This is a genomic window from Rhizobium sophorae, from assembly GCF_013087515.1.
In the GTDB taxonomy this organism is placed as follows: Bacteria; Pseudomonadota; Alphaproteobacteria; order Rhizobiales; family Rhizobiaceae; genus Rhizobium; species Rhizobium sophorae.
Window position 1 is genome coordinate 110,480 of the sequence record NZ_JABFCN010000028.1, and the last position, 17,762, is coordinate 128,241.

The following is a 17,762-nucleotide window of genomic DNA, read 5'->3' on the forward strand; positions in this document are numbered from 1 at the left end:
GCAATGAAAATTCTCATGGTTCTCACATCGCATGATCAACTGGGAAACACCGGCAGGAAGACGGGCTTTTGGCTCGAGGAGCTCGCGGCCCCTTACTTTGTTTTCCGTGGCGCCGGGGTCGACATCACGCTCGCTTCGCCAAAGGGCGGCCAGCCTCCACTCGATCCGAAAAGCAACGAACCGGCATTCCAGACGGAAGACACGCGACGGTTCGAGCGAGACCAGGCGGCAACCGCTGCTCTCGCCAACACCCTGAGGCTGTCCGACATCAAGCAGGCGGACTATGACAGCGTGTTCTTCCCCGGCGGGCACGGCCCGCTTTGGGATCTGACGAACGACCGCAATGCGCTGTCGCTCATCGAGGATATGCTTGCGGCGGGAAAACCCGTGGCGCTCGTTTGCCACGCACCGGGAATCCTGACGAATGTGAAGGCACCGGATGGAAAGCCCATCGCCAAGGGCCGTGCCGTCACGGGATTCACCGATTCCGAAGAAGAAGCCATGCACCTCGTCGAGGTCGTTCCCTATCTGCTTGAGGACGTGCTGAAGGAGCAGGGTGCAAAGTTTTCGAAGACGGCCGATTGGGGTGTGCATGTCGTCCAGGATGGCCTGCTGATCACCGGCCAAAACCCCGCTTCGTCAAAACAGGGTGCCCGGACGCTGCTCGACGCCTTGAGAAAGCAGGCCGCGGCTTAAGGGCTTCAGCCCTGGGCACGATGGCCACCACGGGGAGGCGAGATTTCCTCATTCGGCTCGTGCCCACGTGTCGATTCAAAGAGTAGAGCGTCCTTGTGCGTCCCGAAAGGACGCTCGGCGATCTAGGGCCGTGGAGAGCCAATCGCAAAAGTTCGAACACGAGAGGCGCCTGACATGACGGGGAAATATACGGGACAATGCGCTTGCGGCGCAGTGAGATTTGCCTTCGACACGGACCCGAACTTCATCGCCAACTGCCATTGCCTGGACTGCAAGAGGGCGACGGGCGGCGAGGCCGCGACGTTCTTCGCTGTACCTCAGGATGACTTCACCGTGATCGGCGGCAGCCCGAAGGCGTTTCATTACATCGCCGATTCAGGCAAGGGCCTCGACCGCAACTTTTGCCCCGATTGCGGCGCCCGATTGTTCAGCAGCAACCTGGAGAGCTTCCCCGGCCTCGTCTTCGTGACGGTCGGCAGCCTGGACCGGCCCGACCTGATCAAGCCGGGGGTCGAGATGTTCACCAAGCGGCGGCTCGCCTGGGCAAGGCCGCTCGATGTTCCGCAGTTCGATGGCATGCCCGGCTGAGCCGCCATAGCCCGAGCAATTTTTCTTGAAGAAAAATTCGATCCGGTGTCGGATCGGCCAAGCCACGCCCGTCCTAGGTTCGTCCATTCCGTAAATCAAAAAAGGATCACGACCATGCCGAGTACCATACGCCTGCACCGCGTTCTGGCGACCAGCCCGGAGAAAGTCTACCGCGCATTCCTGGAGGCGGACGCGCTTGCCAAGTGGCTTCCGCCGAACGGCTTCCTCTGCACCGTGCATCATTCGGAGCCGGTCGTCGGCGGCACGTTCAGAATGTCCTTCCGCAACTTTACGACGGGCAATAGCCACGCCTTCGGCGGCGAATATCTCGAGCTCGTCCCCGGCGAGCGTCTGCGCTACACCGACAGGTTCGATGACCCCAACCTGCCGGGCGAAATGGAAGTCACTGTGACGTTGAAGAAGGTTTCGGTCGGCACCGAGGTGGACATCATCCAGGCAGGCGTGCCTGACGTGATTCCGCCCGAGGCTTGTTATCTCGGCTGGCAGGAGTCACTGCAAAACCTCGCCAGGGTCGTCGAACCCGACATCCAGGAATAGCGTGAGGACCGCGCCAATGCCGGGCGATAATCGCCCGGCATTGGCGCCCGGATCGGCGCCATCAATCAATCCCCATGCCGCGTTTGGCGAGGGCGTTGCTGGCGGCCGCGGCGCCCCAGTCGTCGGAAAGGTCCTGCCCTTCGATTTCGGTTTCGGCGATCGGCGTTGCCCGGATCAGCGGTACGGAGCCGAAAGGCAGGCCGTCGATGCGCCCGGCGTCGCGGCTCAGCATGATGCGGGTCATCGGGTGGTAATCCTCGGTCAGCCGGCAGAACAGGATGGCGCCGTGCTTCTCGACATCGCGGGCGACACGATAACCGTCTGCCACGAGGTCTCCGATGTTGATCAGCAGGTTCGCCCAGTTTTCGATCCCGGCTGGATCCAGTGTCGCGGCGTCGAATTCCATGAAGAGCTCGCATTCGACGCCATTCTCCGGCTCGGATATGCCGGCCCAAGGGGTCGACAGCCCGTCGGTGGCAAGTGTCAGCTTTTCCGGCGCATGGATGGCGAGGATGCGGCGATGCGGGCCGAACCATTTCGTCTGGGCGTGAATGTTGGCCGTTCCGCGCTCGACGGCAAAGCCTTCCTGCAGTGTGCCGCGGCTCTGCCAGAAGACGCGCCGCGCAGCGGCAGCGGTCTCGTAGATCGGGTCGTCGGGGCCGCGCGGCACGATCGTCTGGTCATAACTGGTTTCGAGCGTGATCTTCGCCTGCATGAACGGAAATCTCGGCTTCTTCCAGCGGATCACCACCTTGTTGAAACGCGGCACCTCTGAGGCTTCGAGCTTTTCGACGACATCGGCGATGATGTCGAGCGGATGCCTGGAATCCTCCGGGACATGCTTTCCCTCGGCATCGAGGTAGCCGCCCGTCCGGGAGGAATGCCCCGCCTGCATCGTGGTGGCGGTCCAATCTCCGCTGACCGCGCCGGCCGGCGCCTTGCCGAGAGCCGGGGCAAGTTCCCGGATCGCCTCGTCAATCGAATAGGATGCCACGTCGCCCCTCCGTCTTCATCCAACGAACGTATCCCCAGCGGCCGATCGGCCGCGAGCAGAAGCTAGCGCGGATGCGCCGCCGATCAATAGCGGCTGCATCGATCGACGCGGGCATGGTGACAGGACTTTGCTGGGATTGCTCTATGCGCCGCAGAGCCTTCTGAAGGCGCTCATGGCGGCGGCGGTTCGCGCGCGCATATTCTCGTCCGACGGGACGCAAAGCCGCTTCCAAGCATGTGCTCCCGTCGCTTATGGGCCTTTGATCATGGGGGCATTTCCCTTTCGCGACGTCATGCGCCCAGGTTTCTGGGCGCAAAGGAGTTTCTTGCTTGGAGAAGATGAGGCGCGCCTGCGGCGCTTATTTGCTTCCGTCGTTCGGCCGCGCCTTGGCGCTGTCGTTGTTGGTCGACGATGCGGTTTTTCCGTCCGGTTGTTGCCCGAAATATGTGCCGCCGAGATGGCCGCCGGCGCTGGTGTTCTTGACCTGCCGTTCGGCACGTTTCTGAAGTTCACGGACGTTGGTCTTGCTCATTTTCGGCTCCTTTTCGAGGTTCACGACCTCTGGACAACCGATCACGGGCGACACCGTTCCATATTTTCCGGGAACCCTTCGTCCGGCCGCCGGTTCCTCCTGCATGAGATTCCTGGCCGTCATTGCTGCCGCCGCTGTGCCACGCTTGCCTCGATCCGGTAATGGCGGGAACACTTGGCGATCTTTCCGGTTTTCCCTTCTCAACAAGGAGAAACGAAGATGGGCATGACGACCCCCAAGGACGGCGCACCCGGCACCACCGATCAATCCCCCCGCTGGGAAGGGCCGAAGGAAAACACCCCGCGCGGCTATCTCAAACCCAAGGACGATCCGGACAAAAACCGCGATGCCAACGGCGAGAACAACAGCGACCCCGAGATGAACGACATCTCCGACGCGCTGAAGCAGAAAGGCGAGTGACATGGGCAATCCGAAAAAGGACGCCGCGGGCCAGTTTGCCAAATCCCAGGCCGACAGGAAGAGCACTGGTGTCGCCAGCGCCAAGCCGACCGTGATCACCGGCTCGGAGGATGCCACGGTGAACAAGAACCCGCCGGGCAAGAAGGCGGGGAAGGACTGGGACATCAACTACGATCCGGCCGATATGAACGAGGGGCGCATGCGCTGAGTGCTCCCGACTTGCGGCATGCTGATGTCGGCGCGCCCGCCTCGTCTTTCGAGGGGCGCCCCAGGACGGCTCTCTTGCTACCTACCAAAATAGGCCGAGTGGTCGATATCGGCGAGCAGGCCGGGCTCTGCCGGCTGCCAGCCGAGGAGGGCGCGGGTGTGGGCGCTCGAGGTCGGCACGTCGAAACCTGCAAACATTCCGAACCAGCCGAAATGCTCTGCCGCCTCTTCCCGCGACAGCGAGACGGCCGGCACGTTGAGCCGCCGGGCGATGAGCTCCGCGATCTCCCGGAATGCCACACTTTCTTCCGCCACCGCCAGGAACGGACCGCCGACAGCGCCGCGCTCCAGCGCCAGGCGATAGACGCGGGCGGCATCAAGCCTGTGCACGGCCGGCCAGCGATTGGCCCCGTCGCCGATATAGGCGGAGACGCCCTTCCGCCGGGCAGTATCGATCAGGATCGGCACGAAGCCGTGGTCGCCATGGCCGTGCACCGAGGGCGGGAGCCGGACGGTGGAGGCGCGCACGCCGCGGGCGACAAGCGATACTGCTGTGATTTCGGAGGCACGGGGATAGGTGTCGGTCGAAGGCATCGGCGGGTCCTTCTCGGTGCCGATGCGGCCCGGCGCGTGGCCGAGGCCTGCCGTCACCAGCAGCGGACGGCTGGAACCGCGCAGCGCTTCGCCGAGCGCTTCGATGGCGCGCCGGTCGGCGGCGCAGTTTTCGGCGAATTTCGAGAAATCATGGTTGAAGGCCGTGTGGATGACGCCGTCCGCCCCGGTCGCGCCGCGTTGCAAGCCCTCCAGGTCGTCGAGCGTGCCGCGCTGGACTTCTGCGCCTGATGCCGCCAGTTCGGCCGCTCCCTTGTCCGAGCGGGCAAGACCAAGCACCTGGTGGCCGCCGGCGATCAATTCATTGACGACGGCCGAGCCGACCCATCCGGTCGCTCCAGTGACGAATACGCGCATGTCGATGTCTCCTGATTTGGGGCGACAGATATCGGACGGGCTGATATCATGGTAAAGTAGTGACCTTATCATGGTATAAAAGCTAATAGGATGAGCGCATTCACCACCTCGGGCAATCGGCTGGGCGCCTATCTCAAGGACCGCCGCACCAGGCTCGATCCCGCCGCCCTCGGTTTTGCGGCTGAGCGTCGCCGCACGCCCGGGCTTCGCCGCGAGGAGGTGGCGAGCCGCGCCAATATCAGCCCGACCTGGTACACCTGGCTGGAGCAGGGCCGCGGCGGCGCGCCATCGGCCGACGTGCTCGACCGGATCGCCCGCGCCCTGATGCTGACCGATATCGAGCGCGAACATCTCTTCCTGATCGGCCTCGGCCGGCCGCCGGAGGTGCGCTATCGCAAGGAGGAGGGAATCACGCCGCGATTGCAGGGCGTGCTCGACGCGCTGGATCCGTGCCCAGCGCTGATCCGCACCGCGATCTGGGACGTGGTCGGCTGGAACCGGGCGGCGACCGTGCTGCTCACCGATTACGGCGCCCTGCCGCCGGAAGAGCGCAACGTGCTGCGCTTCATCTTTCTCGATCCGCGCGTGCGCGCCGCACAATACGACTGGGAAAGTGTCGCCCGCTTCGTCGTCGCCGCCTTCCGCGTGGACGCGGCCCGCGCCGGCGCGGCAGCTGAGGTCGAGCCGCTGATCGACGAACTCTGCCACAAGAGCCCGGAATTTCTCGCCATGTGGCGCGACAACGACGTGCGCACCCACGGCGAGGGCGCTAAACACATAAAACATCCCGTGCTCGGCCTGCTCTCCTTCGAATATTCCGCCTTCCAGGTGGACGGACGGCCCGATCTCAGCATGGTGGTGTACAATCCGGCGACGGCAGAGGATGCGGCGAAGATCAGGGGGGTGGTGGGCTGAGGCCAGGGCAATTGCCGATCGATGATATAGTGGTCTTCATCGCCTCAATCCCGACAAATCTGCCGTCATTCTGTGCATCGACGCGCGCAAGATTTGACCCGCGCGGATGGGGGATTTCAATGAATTCATATCATGCCGCGGCTTTGGTCGCCGCGTCGGTCCTGATGGTGTTGTCGGCTTCGGCGGCATCCGCCTGCAGTTGCGGGCGGTCGTCCACGAAGGACAAATTTGCGGAAGCTGATTTGATCGTGAAAGGCCGTATGAAGCTGGTGACCTTCGGCGTCGAGATTCCAGATCCGCGATCCGAAGGCGAGGTGCCACGGCTGACGCGTGGCGACTTTGAGGTCGACAAGGTTCTGAAGGGGACCTTCAAGGGCAAAACTCTATCGATCTATACAGGCGCCGGCATGGGGGACTGCGGGCGTCTGGGGGAGTTCCTCTCCGCGGCGTTTTACTACCATAGCGACAAATTCGCCGTTTACGAATTCGGGTTGTCGAAAACCGAATTTGCAGGGCAGACACTCTATTTTACGTCGATCTGCGACTATGCGAAGGGTCCAAAGGACGGTCAAGAATAGGCGGCGAAGCACCCATCGAGATTGCCTTGCCCGTGCTGAGCCGTGACCGCCAGCACCGCGTAGGGCCTTTCACTTGACCACCTTCACGCTCAACACCCCTTCTTCCGTTTTCCCTTCTTCATAGGGCGAACGGATGACGAGCCGGTCGCTGCCGGTGTAGCCGGAGTTGGCCGTATAATAGCCGACGACGCCGTTGACCTTGGTGGTTTCGCATTTCGATGCCTTTCCGTCGAGCTTGGGGAAGAGCGGTTCGTGGACGATTTCAAGGCGGCCGTGCTTGGGCCGTTCGACGACATCCATGGCGGGGTAGTCGATATGGCGGCAGTTGTCGTCGATGTGCCAGTTCTTGGCCACCAGCGTTCTGACGCCGCTGCGGGCGGTGATTGAGAGAGACTGCTGGCGGAAGCCATCGGAGGTGGTCGTGCAGCTCGCAAGCGGAATCGTTGCCGCCGATAATATTATGAAAATAAATAGGTTTTTCAATTTCTGATCCTTATTTTCTGATGGAATGGATAGTTGGAACTTTCGTAGAGTCAACAGGAATGCGAAGGCGCCCGCCTCGTCCTTCGGGCTTCAGCCTTCGGCTTCCGCGCCTCAAGGATGAGGCTCTCTTGAACTCTACGCGGCATGATCCCGCGTCCCTCATGCCGAGGGTAGTAGTTCGTAGGGCAAAAGCTCCACGCATGACAAAGCTGTGAAAAGCTAAAATGCTACTCCTACTAGAAAATTCATTGACCTGCCCGGGTCTCGGCTGCTTTCCTTCCGATAGACCAAGGCGAATGGATCTTGAAGGAGATATCCAATGACAGTGTTTGCAAAACCTGTGGCGGTCGATGATGTCACTAGCGCTTCCGAGAATGAGCTGATCTCAGGCAATCTGCTGGATAATGATCTGGCCGGAGGCTCCGGCAACATGTTTCTCAACTTTTTCGACGGCGAGAGGGTGCTTGCCAAGAAGGATGGTGCGATCACCGATATCGAGGGTGAGTACGGCAGGTTCCACGTCAAGGCCGACGGCTCCTACACCTATACGCTGAACGAGGCTGCAAAGGCGGGCTTCGTTGAGGGAATGACGCTGACGGAGACGATTGGCTACAAGATTTCCGACGGCGCGGGCAACACCGATGTCGGCCATTTCACGCTCGATATTCACGGGGTCACGAGCCCGCCGGTCGCGGTCGACGACGCCTTCTCCTTCCGCGAAGGAAGCGAGATGGCCCGTAACGTGCTCGCCAATGATCACCCGGGAGAGGCGGGCACGCTCTTCCTGCGCTCGGTCGAGGGCACCAGCATTCCTGCCGGTCAGGGGCAAGGGCAGACGACCGACGTGGCGGGTAAATTCGGCACCTTCCATTTCGCAGGCGATGGAAGCTTCACCTACGATCTCGATCCTGCCGTGAAGGCGGACCTCAACGACGGCGAGCATGTCACGGAGAAACTCCAATATTACAAGGTCTCCGACGGCGCCGGTCACGCGGATGCCGGCGTGATCACCCTGACCGTCGACGGCGTGACGGACGGGAAGTCGTTGAACACCAATCATGTCGAGGCCCAGGCGGATGTGGTGCGCCCCTTCCTGGACCATTACGAGCTCCAGGGGGTCGCGATCGATCCGCAAACCGGCAAGTATTACGTTGCATCCGGCCATGGTTTTCCAGACGATTCCATGGTGAGCATTTACGACAACGCCGCGGCATTCGAAGCCGACCATGCCAGCGGCGCCATCTCTCTCGGCGACTATGACAAGGGCGAATATGACATCGGCGGAACCTATTTTTCGGTCCGCGGCGGCGAGATCATCGGAAGAACCAACGAGGTGAGAGGCGAAGGCCCTTTCCCCGATCAGACCTATCTCGCAAAGTGGGATGCCGCAGACGGATCGCTCGATCAGCAGGGCGACCCGATCCCCGGGCTCATCGGCGAGAATGGGGCGGGTACGTTCGACTGGGGTGGATACACGGCCGTCAATACGATGCAGGATTCGACCGGCATTTACGTCGTCGGCCGCATCAATGATTCCACCTGGCAGGTCTCCAAAATCGATCCCGAAACGCTGAGCCCGATCGAATCCAAGACCTTCGCGGCGGGCGGGCTCGGATACGGCTTTGCCGTCAACGGCACGTTCTTCTTCGGCGATTCCTCCAGCAGCGAGCATATCGGCACGGCCTTCGACTTCGAAACCGGGGTCAAGACAGCGGTTGACGTCAACATCGCCATACCGGGAGACGACTTGATCACCAACGTGGTCTATGACGCGGCGGCGGATAATCTCTACATCACCAACAGCATGACCGACGAAATCGCCGTGGTGCACAACATCTCGGACAGTCTGTGCGTCTAGTGCATCGGCCCGAAAATCGGAATCGGTTTCGGAAAGCACGACGCGAGGATCGAAAGAGTTGGCGTCCTTTGTGCGTCCGAAAGGACGCACGGCGCTCTAATGGGGCTTAACCGCTCGAATGGTGACACCGCCCCGCTCTTTACGGCGGGGCGTTTGACCGGCCGGAGCCCTCGGAAACACAAATCAGCAGAAAATTGCAGCCGCGCTACTGCAACGTGCGCGTCTGAACCTGCTCGGCGGCGTGAGACGCGGATGCGGGCAGCGGGCTGCCTTCAAGGCCGGTCGCTACCACTGAGACGCGGAACTTGCCATCGAGGCTGCGGTCGAAGATCGCGCCGACGACGATATCGGCGTCTTCCTGCACTTCGTCACGAATGCGGCTTGCCGCCTCGTCCACTTCGAACAGCGTCATATCCGAACCACCGGAAATCGAGATCAGCACGCCCCTGGCGCCCCGCATCGAGATATCGTCGAGAAGCGGGTTGGCAATCGCCGCTTCCGCCGCCTTCATCGCGCGGCTTTCACCGGAGGCTTCGCCAGTGCCCATCATGGCGCGGCCCATACCTTGCATGACCGACTTCACGTCGGCAAAATCGAGGTTGATCAGGCCTTCCTTGACGATGAGATCGGTAATGCAGCCGACGCCCGCATAGAGCACACGGTCGGCCGTCATGAAGGCATCGGCGAACGTCGTTTTTGCATCAGCAATGCGGAAGAGATTTTGATTGGGAATGACGATCACCGTATCGGCCGCCTGGCGAAGCGCCTCGATGCCGATTTCTGCCATCCGCATGCGGCGGTTACCTTCGAAGGTAAAGGGCTTGGTGACGACACCGACCGTAAGGATGCCGGCGGCACGCGCAGCGCGGGCGATGACAGGTGCAGCACCCGTGCCCGTTCCACCGCCCATGCCGGCGGTGACGAAGCACATGTGCGAGCCGGCCAGGTGATCCATGATCTCATCGAGCGACTCTTCGGCAGCCGCATGGCCGACCTCGGGCAACGAACCGGCGCCGAGACCCTCCGTCACATTCGCGCCAAGCTGGATGCGGCGCGTCGCCTTGGAGGTGGCCAGCACCTGGGCGTCGGTGTTCGCAGCGACGAATTCGACGCCTGCCAGCTTTTCCGCGATCATATTGTTGATCGCATTGCCACCACCGCCGCCGACGCCGATGACTGTAATATGCGGCCGTAGTCCAGAAATGCCGCTCTTGGCGTCCGTCATCGCGCTCTCCTTTGATGCTTCGTTCATGCCCACCCTCGTTTGCGGACGGCGAATCGTGCGCTAGGATACCCGAGCAACAAGGCAGAGGCGAGGCGAAAGACGTCTCAGCGGGAGCGATCAAGATCAGGACGGGGGCTTGGTGCTGCTTTGAGGGAGGGCGCCGTGGCGGCCACTCCTTCAGCTGGATGCGTGGACCGGCTTTGGCCCATGAATTGGAACCAGGATCGCACCCGTGCTGTTTAACTGAAAGACGTGCGCAAGCGCCGATAACAGGGACGCCGATCGCGGGAGAGCCGGCCTATCTCGGCAATGACGATCGGTCTTTCAGTTCACCTATGGAGGAGCACGACATGCAAACGACCCGATCGAAAGAACTGGCGGATGAATATCTGCGGCTTGGCGGCAAACGGCTGGCCAAGATCGATGATAATATCGTCAAGATCCGCCACTGGGAGGATGACACGCCGGAGGCCGAGGCTTTCTGGCAGAAGAACATTGAGCCGCTGGACGAGCGGCGCCGCGTAGAGGTCGAAACACACCTTCCCACGATCAACGACAGGTGATCGCGAATCAACGACCGGTGACCGCGGCGATTTCCCGGGAGGCACTATCGAACGCGCCGGCTGTGCAGTACGCGCCGGTGCGGTAGGCGGAGTGTGCATCCGTCCCTACGAGATCGCTAGGGAAATGCGTCAATGAAGTTTTGATACACAATATAGAAGTGTTCGCCAACCTTGCTGACGCTGAAGGGCCAGTCCGAACCAGGATAGAGATTGACGCATTCTTTCTTTTCCGAGCACAGTTTTTGGGTTCGCTGTTGCCAGGTGGCGGATTGCTCGCCGCTGGGCAGGGCAATCTCATCACTCTCATCGTACACAAGCGTCGTGGATGTTATCGCCTTGAACATACTGCCCCATGCAAATGTCCTGAATCGCGGCTCACCGCTCGTCACATCGGTTCGTTCGATCTCTGCCAGATACGCTTGTTTGTTCAAAGCAAGTCGAACGCTGTCGGGCGTTATGCCGGTGGCCGCAACGATGTAAATAATGACTATCCACGGAAGAGGCGTGAGCAAGAGCGACGCGACACGCCGCCAGCGCCGCCGCGCCAAGTTGATGCAGATGGAACCGGCGATGGCGATCACGGTCAGCGCGAAAGTGATGAGGCTGATGGTCCACCAGTCCCATTTGGGGGCCAGCCACCATAGCCAATGTTGCGCCAGGTACGGTAAAAACCAGATTGCATATGTCCACGTAAACTTGTCGCCACGTTTTTCCGACTGTGCCACGTTTAGCTACCGGTCATTTTTTGATTCCCTGATCAACAATAACACGCAGGATAGATGGCGATTTGAAGAAGAGGGCGCGGCACTGATGACCTATCTGAAACACGGCCTGCTGATTGCGGCCGCAGCGATATAAGCCGTCCAGCCGTCCGATGCCAATTGCCTGCTCGCATTCATCTTCGTCATCGCAGGACCGGTGTTCGTATTCGCGTGGCGAGTTTGAGATCCAGAAAGTGCTGAAGGGAACCTTCAAGGGCAAAAACCTATCGATGTATACGGGTTCCGGTATGGGAGACTGCGGTCGTTTAGGAGAGTTCCTCGCTTCGGCGATTAAGTACAACGATGAGAAATTCGTCGTCGAATTCGGCTTATCAAAAGCCGAACATGCCGGACAAGCTCTCTATTTCACGCCAATCTGTGATTGCATAAAGGGTCCGAAGGACGGCCAACAATAACACCGTCCCAAGCGTCGTCCGGTTCATGAAGATTGCCGCCGGCACGACGCCTACCGCCCCGACCCCATCGCTACCGGCAAACACAACACACACCGCAACCCCACCGCCCCATTCGCCTCCAGCACCAGCGACCCACCATACAACCCTGCCAGCTCGCTCACGATACTCAGCCCAAACCCGTTCCCCGGCACCCGCTCATCCTCCCGCACACCCGGCCGCAGCACAGCATCCAGCCGATCCGCCGGTATTCCCGGGCCGTCGTCTTCGATCACTATGCGGGCGGTTGGGCCGTCGCGGTGGGCGCGGAGGGTGACGCGGGAGGCGGCCCATTTGAAGGCGTTGTCGATCAGGTTTCCCAGCATTTCCTCGACATCGCTTTCGTCGCAGGCGACGCGCAGGCCCGGGGCGATATCGGTGTCGAAGGTGATGTTGCGCTCGGCGTGGATCTGGCCGATCGCGCGGTGGAGATCGGCGACGGAGGCCGCCAGGTCGGTGCTGGCGACATTGTCGGTCGAGGCCATCACCCGGCGGGCGGCGGCGAGGTGGTGCTTGATCCTGTTGTCGATCCGGGCGGCCAGGGCGCGTAACGCGCCCTTGGGATCGTTTTGCTCGTCGAGCGCGAGCAGCAGGCTTGCCACCGGCGTCTTCAGTCCGTGGGCGAGGTTGGCGAACTGCATGCGGGTTGCCGCGAGCCGCTCCTCGTTGGCTTCAAGCAGCGCATTGGTTTTCAGCGAGAGCGGTGCAAGCTCGGCTGTCGTCTCATCGGGCAGGCGAGCGCGCTCTCCCCGGTTGATGGCGTCGATATTGGCCGCCATGGATTTCAGCGGCCTGAGGCCGAAGCGGATCTGCCAGAGCGTGCCGGCCATCAGCACGACGCCGAGCAGCAGCATGCAGGGCACCAGCCAGAAAAACGCGCGGAATGCCGGGCCGACAAGGGCGATCATCGGCGCCGTCGCGGTGATCGTCAGCGTCACGCCGTCGATGTTGCGAACGGTCTGGCGCAGGTAGAGCGGCCCTTTCCCGCGTTCACCGCCCAAGCCCGATGTCGGCATGCCCATCAGCACATGGCGCAGATTCTGCCGGGGCGGCGGCGCGTCGATCGTGCCGTTCATCAGGGAGCGCGAGGTCAGGCGCTGGCCGGCGCCGTCGATCTGCCAGTACCAGCCGAAGGAGGGGCGATCGAAGGGCGGCGCATCGAGCGGCGCGGACAGGGCAAGCCTGCCTTGCGCGTCACGCGTCACGGCGCTGGCAAGTGCGCCGATCTGGGTGTCGAGACGCTGGTCGATCTGGTCGCGCACGACAGTCCTCAGCGCCAGAAAGAGCACGATGGCGGCGATGACGAGCGCCAGCGTCACGAAGATGCCCGAAAACATCAGCAGCCGCCCTGCGATCGATCTCGGCTTGAGGGAAGGGGCCCTCATGGCGCCGCTGCCGCCGTCAGCATATAGCCGCGGCCGCGCACCGTCTCGATGCTGTTTGCGCCGAGCTTCTTGCGCAGGCGGGCGATGATGACCTCGATGGAATTGGAGTCGACCTCGGCATCGCCCTCATAGACGCGCTCGGTCAGTTCCCGCCGGTCGACGACCATCTCCTTGCGCAGCATCAGGCAGGAGAGCACGCGCCATTCCAGCGCCGTCAGCTTCAGCGGCAGGCCGTCGAGCTCGAAGGTGCCGAGCTGCGCATCGAAAACAAGCGCGCCGCAGGTAAGCCGCGCGGCGGCGTGACCGGCCGCCCGGCGCACGAGGGCGCGCAGGCGCAGCACCAGTTCCTCCACCTTGAAAGGCTTGGCGAGGAAATCGTCGGCGCCGGCCTTGAAGCTCGCGACCTTGTCCGGCCAGCCGTCGCGCGCCGTCAGCACCAGAACCGGCAGGTTGCGGCTGCCCTCGCGCCAGCCCTTCAGCACGCTGACGCCATCGATCTTCGGCAGGCCGAGGTCGAGGATGGCGACATCGAAGAGTTCGGTCAGGCCCGCATGGAGAGCGTCCTCGCCGTTGCGTGATATATCGACGACGAAATTCTCCGATCGCAGCACGGCGGCGATCCGTCCGCTCAGGTCTTCGTCATCTTCGACGAGCAGTACGCGCATGGGGCAGGGCTTTCCTTTCGGGAGTACGCCGAAACTATCGGGCCGAGCTTAACTCAATCTGAACGGCGAGGTTCAGGCAGGCGAGGGCGTGGGGCGGCTAGAGTGTGGCCATTACTGAAGCAAGGAGCAGATATATGCCTGATGAAGACCAGGACAACGCGCATCCCGAGGGTGCTGCGCCCGTGCCGCCGGGACACCGCCGGCGCCGGCTGGCGCTTCCCGTCATCGCCGCCGTCGGAGCGCTCGTCATCGGTATTGCCGGGGGCGCGGGCGCCGTGAAGATGATGCATCCCGCGCCGGAGATGGCGCCGCTGACGCCGGTGGCGATTTCGGCCATGCCCGCCTCAAGCCTCATCACCATCAAGGGCAAGGTCGCCGAGATCTACGGCAACAAGTTCATCCTGCAGGACGAGAGCGGCAAGGCGCTTGTTGAAACCGGCCGGGCCGGTGAGGGCGGGGCTCTCGTCAGCAGGGATGAAGCGGTCACCGTGCAGGGGCGTTTCGATGATGGCTTCGTGCGTGCGAGCTACCTCGTTCGCCAGGATGGACGAACCGAAGCGCTGCGTCCGCCGAAAGGTCCGCCGCACAGACGGTTTGGAGATTTCGATCACAGGCCCTGACGGCGTGAACCAAAGCCGCGCTGCGGTGTTTACAGACACTCCCTATAACTCCGAAAGGAACGCTTCCCATGCAACGACTTCTCCTATCAGGCCTTGCCCTTGCCGCACTGGCCGGCACCGCTTTTGCCCAACAGCCGCCCGCTCCGCCATCCGCCGGGAGCCCACCCGCCGCAGTCGAACCCGGCTCGCCGCCTCCGTCCCCGTCTGCTCCTGATGACGATGAGCAGATGATGGACCGGCCGGATGCGAGGCCGGGAGATCGCCCCGATTACCGCTGGCATGGTCGGAGAGGCGACATGGGCTTCCGTGGTTTCCGCGGTCATCGCCCGCCGCCACCACCGCCGTCCAAGGCAGCCCATTTCCGGATTGAGGATGGGAATACCCGGATTGATCTCAAATGCGCCGAGGACGAACCGATGAAGGCCTGCGCCGATCTGCTGCTGCAGGTGATGGACCGCCTGCAGGGGCAGGACTGATCATCGTCGCCTGAGGCGGGTGCCACACGATGATGCAACCGTCCGCGATTTCTCGCGGGCGGTTTTGTGGGTTTCTCGAAGACGTCAGCGACTGAGGGCTTCGGCTCAGCGGCGTTATGACGCCAGGCGAAACGTCCCCCTGCGCATAGCCTCGATCACCGTGCGCAACGTGTCTTCCCTGTCGTGCCCCTCCGTGGAGACGACATTTTGCTCGAACGGGCCAAGTGACGAGAATTGCTGATGGAGCTCCGCAATAGGGCCGGGATTGGTCAGCGTGTCGCCGCCACGCTCGCGGCAGCGCCGGATGGCGACATCGAGCGGCGGGCGCAGAACCACGTAGTGGAGGGGTGCCGCGATTTTCCGGAACGGTTCCAGGAACCACGGCCCGACGATGCCGTCGACGACGACGAAGTAGCCGCCGGCGGCATAGCCTGACGCCGCCTTCGTCAAAACGTCGACGACAACGATATTCTGTTCATGCGCTTCCGGCAGATAGGGCGGGATCACGCCGTTCTTGATGAAGTGCCAGAAGTCGTCGCAATGAAGATGGACCTTCGGCGAGCCGGGCTCGCGGGCGAGCGCCTCGGCAGTCGTGGTTTTTCCCGAGCCCGGCGGCCCGGTGAGAATGAGAACTTCGCCCGTGTGATTCATAGCATGGCAATTTCGCACGAAGCAGCATCGTCTCGCAATTAGCCGATAGGGGGTCGGCAATAACCCGGCATGACCCCTTCGTTCCGAAGAAGCCGATGAAGCGGTAGCTACTCCGGCAGTCCCGCTATCCTGAGAGCCTCGATATATCGACTGCGATCGTCCGGTCGCCGGAATGGTGGCAGCACGTCGGCGAGATTGGAAAGCCGGAGGGCGGGATCCATCAGGCACAGGCGAGCGATCGTACCCTGGGCTGCTGCAATCCGCCCGGCCATGGCCTGGGCCGCCGCCATCACGCGCATGGCGCTCGGGTAGTTCGGCTGGTGCCGTAGCGATTTTGCCGCCCAAGCGGCAGCGTCGTCGTAATGGCCGGCGCAAAAATGCGCGAGCCCGGTGTTGAATTGCCAGGCAAACAGGCGCGGATCCAAAGGGCTGAGGCGCATGGCAAGGGCTGCGTGTTCTACGGCCTTATCGGGCTCGCCGAGGCAAGCCTTCACCCAGCTGCTGACGCCGAGCGCCGCCGCCAGGTTCGGGTTGAGAAAGACTGCGCGATCGATGCAGGCCGCACTGTCGTCGAGGTCACCGCCGACATAACCGATGACATATCCGCCGTAGGTGAGCGCAACCGCATCGTCCCAGCCGAGTTCGACCGCTCTCCGGGCCAGCCGGGTCGCTTCGGCCGTCTCGTCTGCGGGATTGAACATCCAGCCATTGCTCTTTCGCGTAGCATAGCAGCGTGCCGCCCGCGCATGGGCTACGGCAAATTCCGGGTCACGCTCGATCGCCTCCATGAACAGCCGCAGGGCCTCGTCGATGACCGATCTGTTGGTGATCGTCCGGTCGAAGGCCGCCAGGCCGCGGAGATAGTAGTCGTAAGCGTCGAGGCTCTCGGTCGGCTTGCGTTTGGCACGCTCGATCTCAGCCTCCTCCACTTTCGGCGTTATGGCGCCGACGATGCTCGAGGCGATCTGATCTTGAAGATCGAAGACATTTGCCAGAGTTCCGTCAAAACGATCGGCCCAGAGGTGCGCACCCGTCGAGGTGTCAATGAGTTGGCCTGCGATGCGCAGGCGGTCACCCGTCCGGCGCACACTTCCTTCGACCACATAGCGCACGTCCAGCTCGCGCCCGACCTGCTTTATGTCGACCGCCTGACCTTTGTAGGTGAAGCTCGAATTCCGGGCGATGACGTAGAGATGGCGGAATTGAGCAAGTGCGATGGTAATGTCCTCGACGATGCCGTCGGCGAAATATTCCTGCTCCGCGTCGCCGCTCAAATTCTGAAACGGCAACACCGCAACCGATGGCCGATCGTGTTGTTTCGTCGGGGCCGGGAAGACCTGCGGCTGCGAGGCGACGTTGAGGTCGGGCGCCGTCCGCCGATGCTCCGATCCCTGCCGCGATTGCAGTGAAGCGGCCAGGGAGGAGGTCTCTGCCTCCGGTTCTACCTGAAGATGCTTCTTCAAGAGCGCCCGGCAGGCTTCGTATTGGCGCAAGGCCGCGTTCTCGTGACCTCTGAGAGCATGGATCCGCATCAGCGCCCGATGGGCGGCCTCCACGGTCGGGTCCGCAGCGAGCAGCCTTTCGGCCAGCCCTTCGCAGGCCGATTCATCCGCGGAGCCCGGCTCGGAGAACGCGAGGCTCAACCGCTCCACCAGTTGCAGCGCCTTGCGTTGATATGTGCTCCGATAGGGGCTGAACCACTCGTCCAATTCGTCCGGAATGGCCTCGCCTGCCAGCACCTCGCCGCGGTAGAGATCGGCGGCGAAGGCGAGATCGGCCGTCCGGCCGGCCTCCAGTTTACCGTCGAAGATCGAAATGTCGGTTTCTTCAGGACCTGTTATCAGCGCGACGGTCTCCTGATCCGCGTCAATGTAGACGGTGGCATCTCCGCCACTCGGGAACGATCGCCGAATATCCACCAGCGCCTGCCGCAGGCTATTGCGGGCCTGCTCACTGCTTCGTCCCGGCCAAAAGGTCTCGGAAAGCCGTTCCCTCCGATGGCCACGGCGACCTGCAATCACCAGGGCAGCAAAGAGAAGCGACGTCTTGCGCGTGGTGAAGCGGATTTGCCGGCGCTCCCGGGACATCACTTCAAGGCCACCCAGCAACCTGATGCGCAAAGATCGTCTCCCAGATTTCGACCGCCGCCGCAGAATAGCATTTCGG

At 62.2% G+C, this 17,762-nt stretch carries 22 protein-coding genes; 11 read left to right on the top strand and 11 right to left on the bottom strand.

What is annotated here, in order from left to right:
- The first annotated feature begins 3 nt into the window (after nucleotides 1-3).
- From G9X64_RS16220 to G9X64_RS16230, 3 genes are all read left to right on the top strand, one after another.
- Nucleotides 4-696, top strand: a complete 693-nt coding sequence (locus G9X64_RS16220; RefSeq protein ID WP_003560610.1) for a type 1 glutamine amidotransferase domain-containing protein — start codon at nucleotides 4-6, stop codon at nucleotides 694-696.
- A 174-nt stretch (nucleotides 697-870) separates the two neighbouring features.
- Nucleotides 871-1,284, top strand: coding sequence for a GFA family protein (locus tag G9X64_RS16225; protein WP_168313928.1), 414 nt, complete (start codon nucleotides 871-873; stop codon nucleotides 1,282-1,284).
- Between the two features lie 114 nt (nucleotides 1,285-1,398).
- Nucleotides 1,399-1,842 carry an SRPBCC family protein gene (locus G9X64_RS16230; protein WP_171376940.1) on the top strand — a complete coding sequence of 148 codons (444 nt, stop codon included), beginning with the start codon at nucleotides 1,399-1,401 and terminating at the stop codon, nucleotides 1,840-1,842.
- A 61-nt stretch (nucleotides 1,843-1,903) separates the two neighbouring features.
- Here the strand turns inward: G9X64_RS16230 and G9X64_RS16235 are convergent, their stop codons facing one another.
- Both G9X64_RS16235 and G9X64_RS16240 read right to left on the bottom strand, forming a co-directional pair.
- Nucleotides 1,904-2,836, bottom strand: a complete 933-nt coding sequence (locus G9X64_RS16235) for a hypothetical protein (RefSeq protein WP_171376941.1) — start codon at nucleotides 2,834-2,836, stop codon at nucleotides 1,904-1,906.
- A 358-nt stretch (nucleotides 2,837-3,194) separates the two neighbouring features.
- Nucleotides 3,195-3,368 carry a hypothetical protein gene (locus G9X64_RS16240; RefSeq protein ID WP_003540992.1) on the bottom strand — a complete coding sequence of 58 codons (174 nt, stop codon included), beginning with the start codon at nucleotides 3,366-3,368 and terminating at the stop codon, nucleotides 3,195-3,197.
- Between the two features lie 219 nt (nucleotides 3,369-3,587).
- Between G9X64_RS16240 and G9X64_RS16245 the strand changes: the two genes are divergently transcribed.
- Together G9X64_RS16245 and G9X64_RS16250 are read left to right on the top strand one after the other, a co-directional pair.
- Nucleotides 3,588-3,788, top strand: a complete 201-nt coding sequence (locus G9X64_RS16245) for a hypothetical protein (protein ID WP_168312621.1) — start codon at nucleotides 3,588-3,590, stop codon at nucleotides 3,786-3,788.
- A gap of 1 nt (nucleotide 3,789) precedes the next feature.
- Nucleotides 3,790-3,996, top strand: coding sequence for a hypothetical protein (locus G9X64_RS16250; RefSeq protein ID WP_129420129.1), 207 nt, complete (start codon nucleotides 3,790-3,792; stop codon nucleotides 3,994-3,996).
- A gap of 77 nt (nucleotides 3,997-4,073) precedes the next feature.
- Here the strand turns inward: G9X64_RS16250 and G9X64_RS16255 are convergent, their stop codons facing one another.
- Nucleotides 4,074-4,964, bottom strand: coding sequence for an SDR family oxidoreductase (locus tag G9X64_RS16255; protein WP_168313925.1), 891 nt, complete (start codon nucleotides 4,962-4,964; stop codon nucleotides 4,074-4,076).
- Nucleotides 4,965-5,054: 90 nt separating this feature from the next.
- Between G9X64_RS16255 and G9X64_RS16260 the strand changes: the two genes are divergently transcribed.
- Both G9X64_RS16260 and G9X64_RS16265 read left to right on the top strand, forming a co-directional pair.
- Entirely contained in the window at nucleotides 5,055-5,879 is an 825-nt protein-coding gene (locus G9X64_RS16260; protein WP_171376942.1) for a helix-turn-helix transcriptional regulator, read from the top strand.
- 11 nt (nucleotides 5,880-5,890) lie between these two features.
- Nucleotides 5,891-6,457, top strand: coding sequence for a hypothetical protein (locus G9X64_RS16265; protein WP_246270969.1), 567 nt, complete (start codon nucleotides 5,891-5,893; stop codon nucleotides 6,455-6,457).
- Between the two features lie 69 nt (nucleotides 6,458-6,526).
- Here G9X64_RS16265 and G9X64_RS16270 read toward each other — a convergent pair whose 3' ends face one another.
- Entirely contained in the window at nucleotides 6,527-6,940 is a 414-nt protein-coding gene (locus tag G9X64_RS16270) for a hypothetical protein (protein WP_168313923.1), read from the bottom strand.
- Nucleotides 6,941-7,259: 319 nt separating this feature from the next.
- Between G9X64_RS16270 and G9X64_RS16275 the strand changes: the two genes are divergently transcribed.
- On the top strand, nucleotides 7,260-8,798 hold the full coding sequence (locus G9X64_RS16275) for a cadherin-like domain-containing protein (RefSeq protein ID WP_171376943.1): 1,539 nt from the start codon (nucleotides 7,260-7,262) through the stop codon (nucleotides 8,796-8,798).
- Between the two features lie 205 nt (nucleotides 8,799-9,003).
- On the opposite strand, the gene ftsZ is transcribed toward G9X64_RS16275, so the two are convergent.
- Nucleotides 9,004-10,023, bottom strand: coding sequence for a cell division protein FtsZ (gene ftsZ, locus G9X64_RS16280; RefSeq protein WP_171377002.1), 1,020 nt, complete (start codon nucleotides 10,021-10,023; stop codon nucleotides 9,004-9,006).
- Between the two features lie 350 nt (nucleotides 10,024-10,373).
- Here ftsZ and G9X64_RS16285 point away from each other — a divergent pair, with 350 nt between their 5' ends.
- Nucleotides 10,374-10,586: a hypothetical protein gene (locus G9X64_RS16285; RefSeq protein WP_168312616.1), complete on the top strand. Its 213-nt coding sequence runs from the start codon at nucleotides 10,374-10,376 to the stop codon at nucleotides 10,584-10,586.
- Between the two features lie 116 nt (nucleotides 10,587-10,702).
- Here G9X64_RS16285 and G9X64_RS16290 read toward each other — a convergent pair whose 3' ends face one another.
- From G9X64_RS16290 to G9X64_RS16305, 4 genes are all read right to left on the bottom strand, one after another.
- Nucleotides 10,703-11,311: a hypothetical protein gene (locus tag G9X64_RS16290; protein WP_171376944.1), complete on the bottom strand. Its 609-nt coding sequence runs from the start codon at nucleotides 11,309-11,311 to the stop codon at nucleotides 10,703-10,705.
- A gap of 13 nt (nucleotides 11,312-11,324) precedes the next feature.
- Nucleotides 11,325-11,561, bottom strand: coding sequence for a hypothetical protein (locus G9X64_RS16295; protein ID WP_168313921.1), 237 nt, complete (start codon nucleotides 11,559-11,561; stop codon nucleotides 11,325-11,327).
- Between the two features lie 252 nt (nucleotides 11,562-11,813).
- Nucleotides 11,814-13,184, bottom strand: coding sequence for a sensor histidine kinase (locus tag G9X64_RS16300; protein WP_171376945.1), 1,371 nt, complete (start codon nucleotides 13,182-13,184; stop codon nucleotides 11,814-11,816).
- A complete protein-coding gene (locus tag G9X64_RS16305; protein WP_171376946.1) occupies nucleotides 13,181-13,849 on the bottom strand; it encodes a response regulator transcription factor in 669 nt (222 codons plus the stop codon). The genes G9X64_RS16300 and G9X64_RS16305 overlap by 4 nt, the downstream gene beginning before the upstream one ends.
- A 134-nt stretch (nucleotides 13,850-13,983) precedes the next feature.
- Between G9X64_RS16305 and G9X64_RS16310 the strand changes: the two genes are divergently transcribed.
- Complete coding sequence (locus tag G9X64_RS16310) at nucleotides 13,984-14,469, top strand: hypothetical protein (RefSeq protein WP_168313509.1); 486 nt, start codon at nucleotides 13,984-13,986, stop codon at nucleotides 14,467-14,469.
- Between the two features lie 68 nt (nucleotides 14,470-14,537).
- Nucleotides 14,538-14,945 carry a hypothetical protein gene (locus G9X64_RS16315; RefSeq protein WP_168313508.1) on the top strand — a complete coding sequence of 136 codons (408 nt, stop codon included), beginning with the start codon at nucleotides 14,538-14,540 and terminating at the stop codon, nucleotides 14,943-14,945.
- A gap of 114 nt (nucleotides 14,946-15,059) precedes the next feature.
- Here the strand turns inward: G9X64_RS16315 and G9X64_RS16320 are convergent, their stop codons facing one another.
- Together G9X64_RS16320 and G9X64_RS16325 are read right to left on the bottom strand one after the other, a co-directional pair.
- On the bottom strand, nucleotides 15,060-15,596 hold the full coding sequence (locus G9X64_RS16320; protein WP_168313917.1) for an ATP-binding protein: 537 nt from the start codon (nucleotides 15,594-15,596) through the stop codon (nucleotides 15,060-15,062).
- Nucleotides 15,597-15,703: 107 nt separating this feature from the next.
- Nucleotides 15,704-17,716, bottom strand: a complete 2,013-nt coding sequence (locus G9X64_RS16325; protein WP_171376947.1) for a BTAD domain-containing putative transcriptional regulator — start codon at nucleotides 17,714-17,716, stop codon at nucleotides 15,704-15,706.
- Between the last annotated feature and the right edge of the window lie 46 nt (nucleotides 17,717-17,762).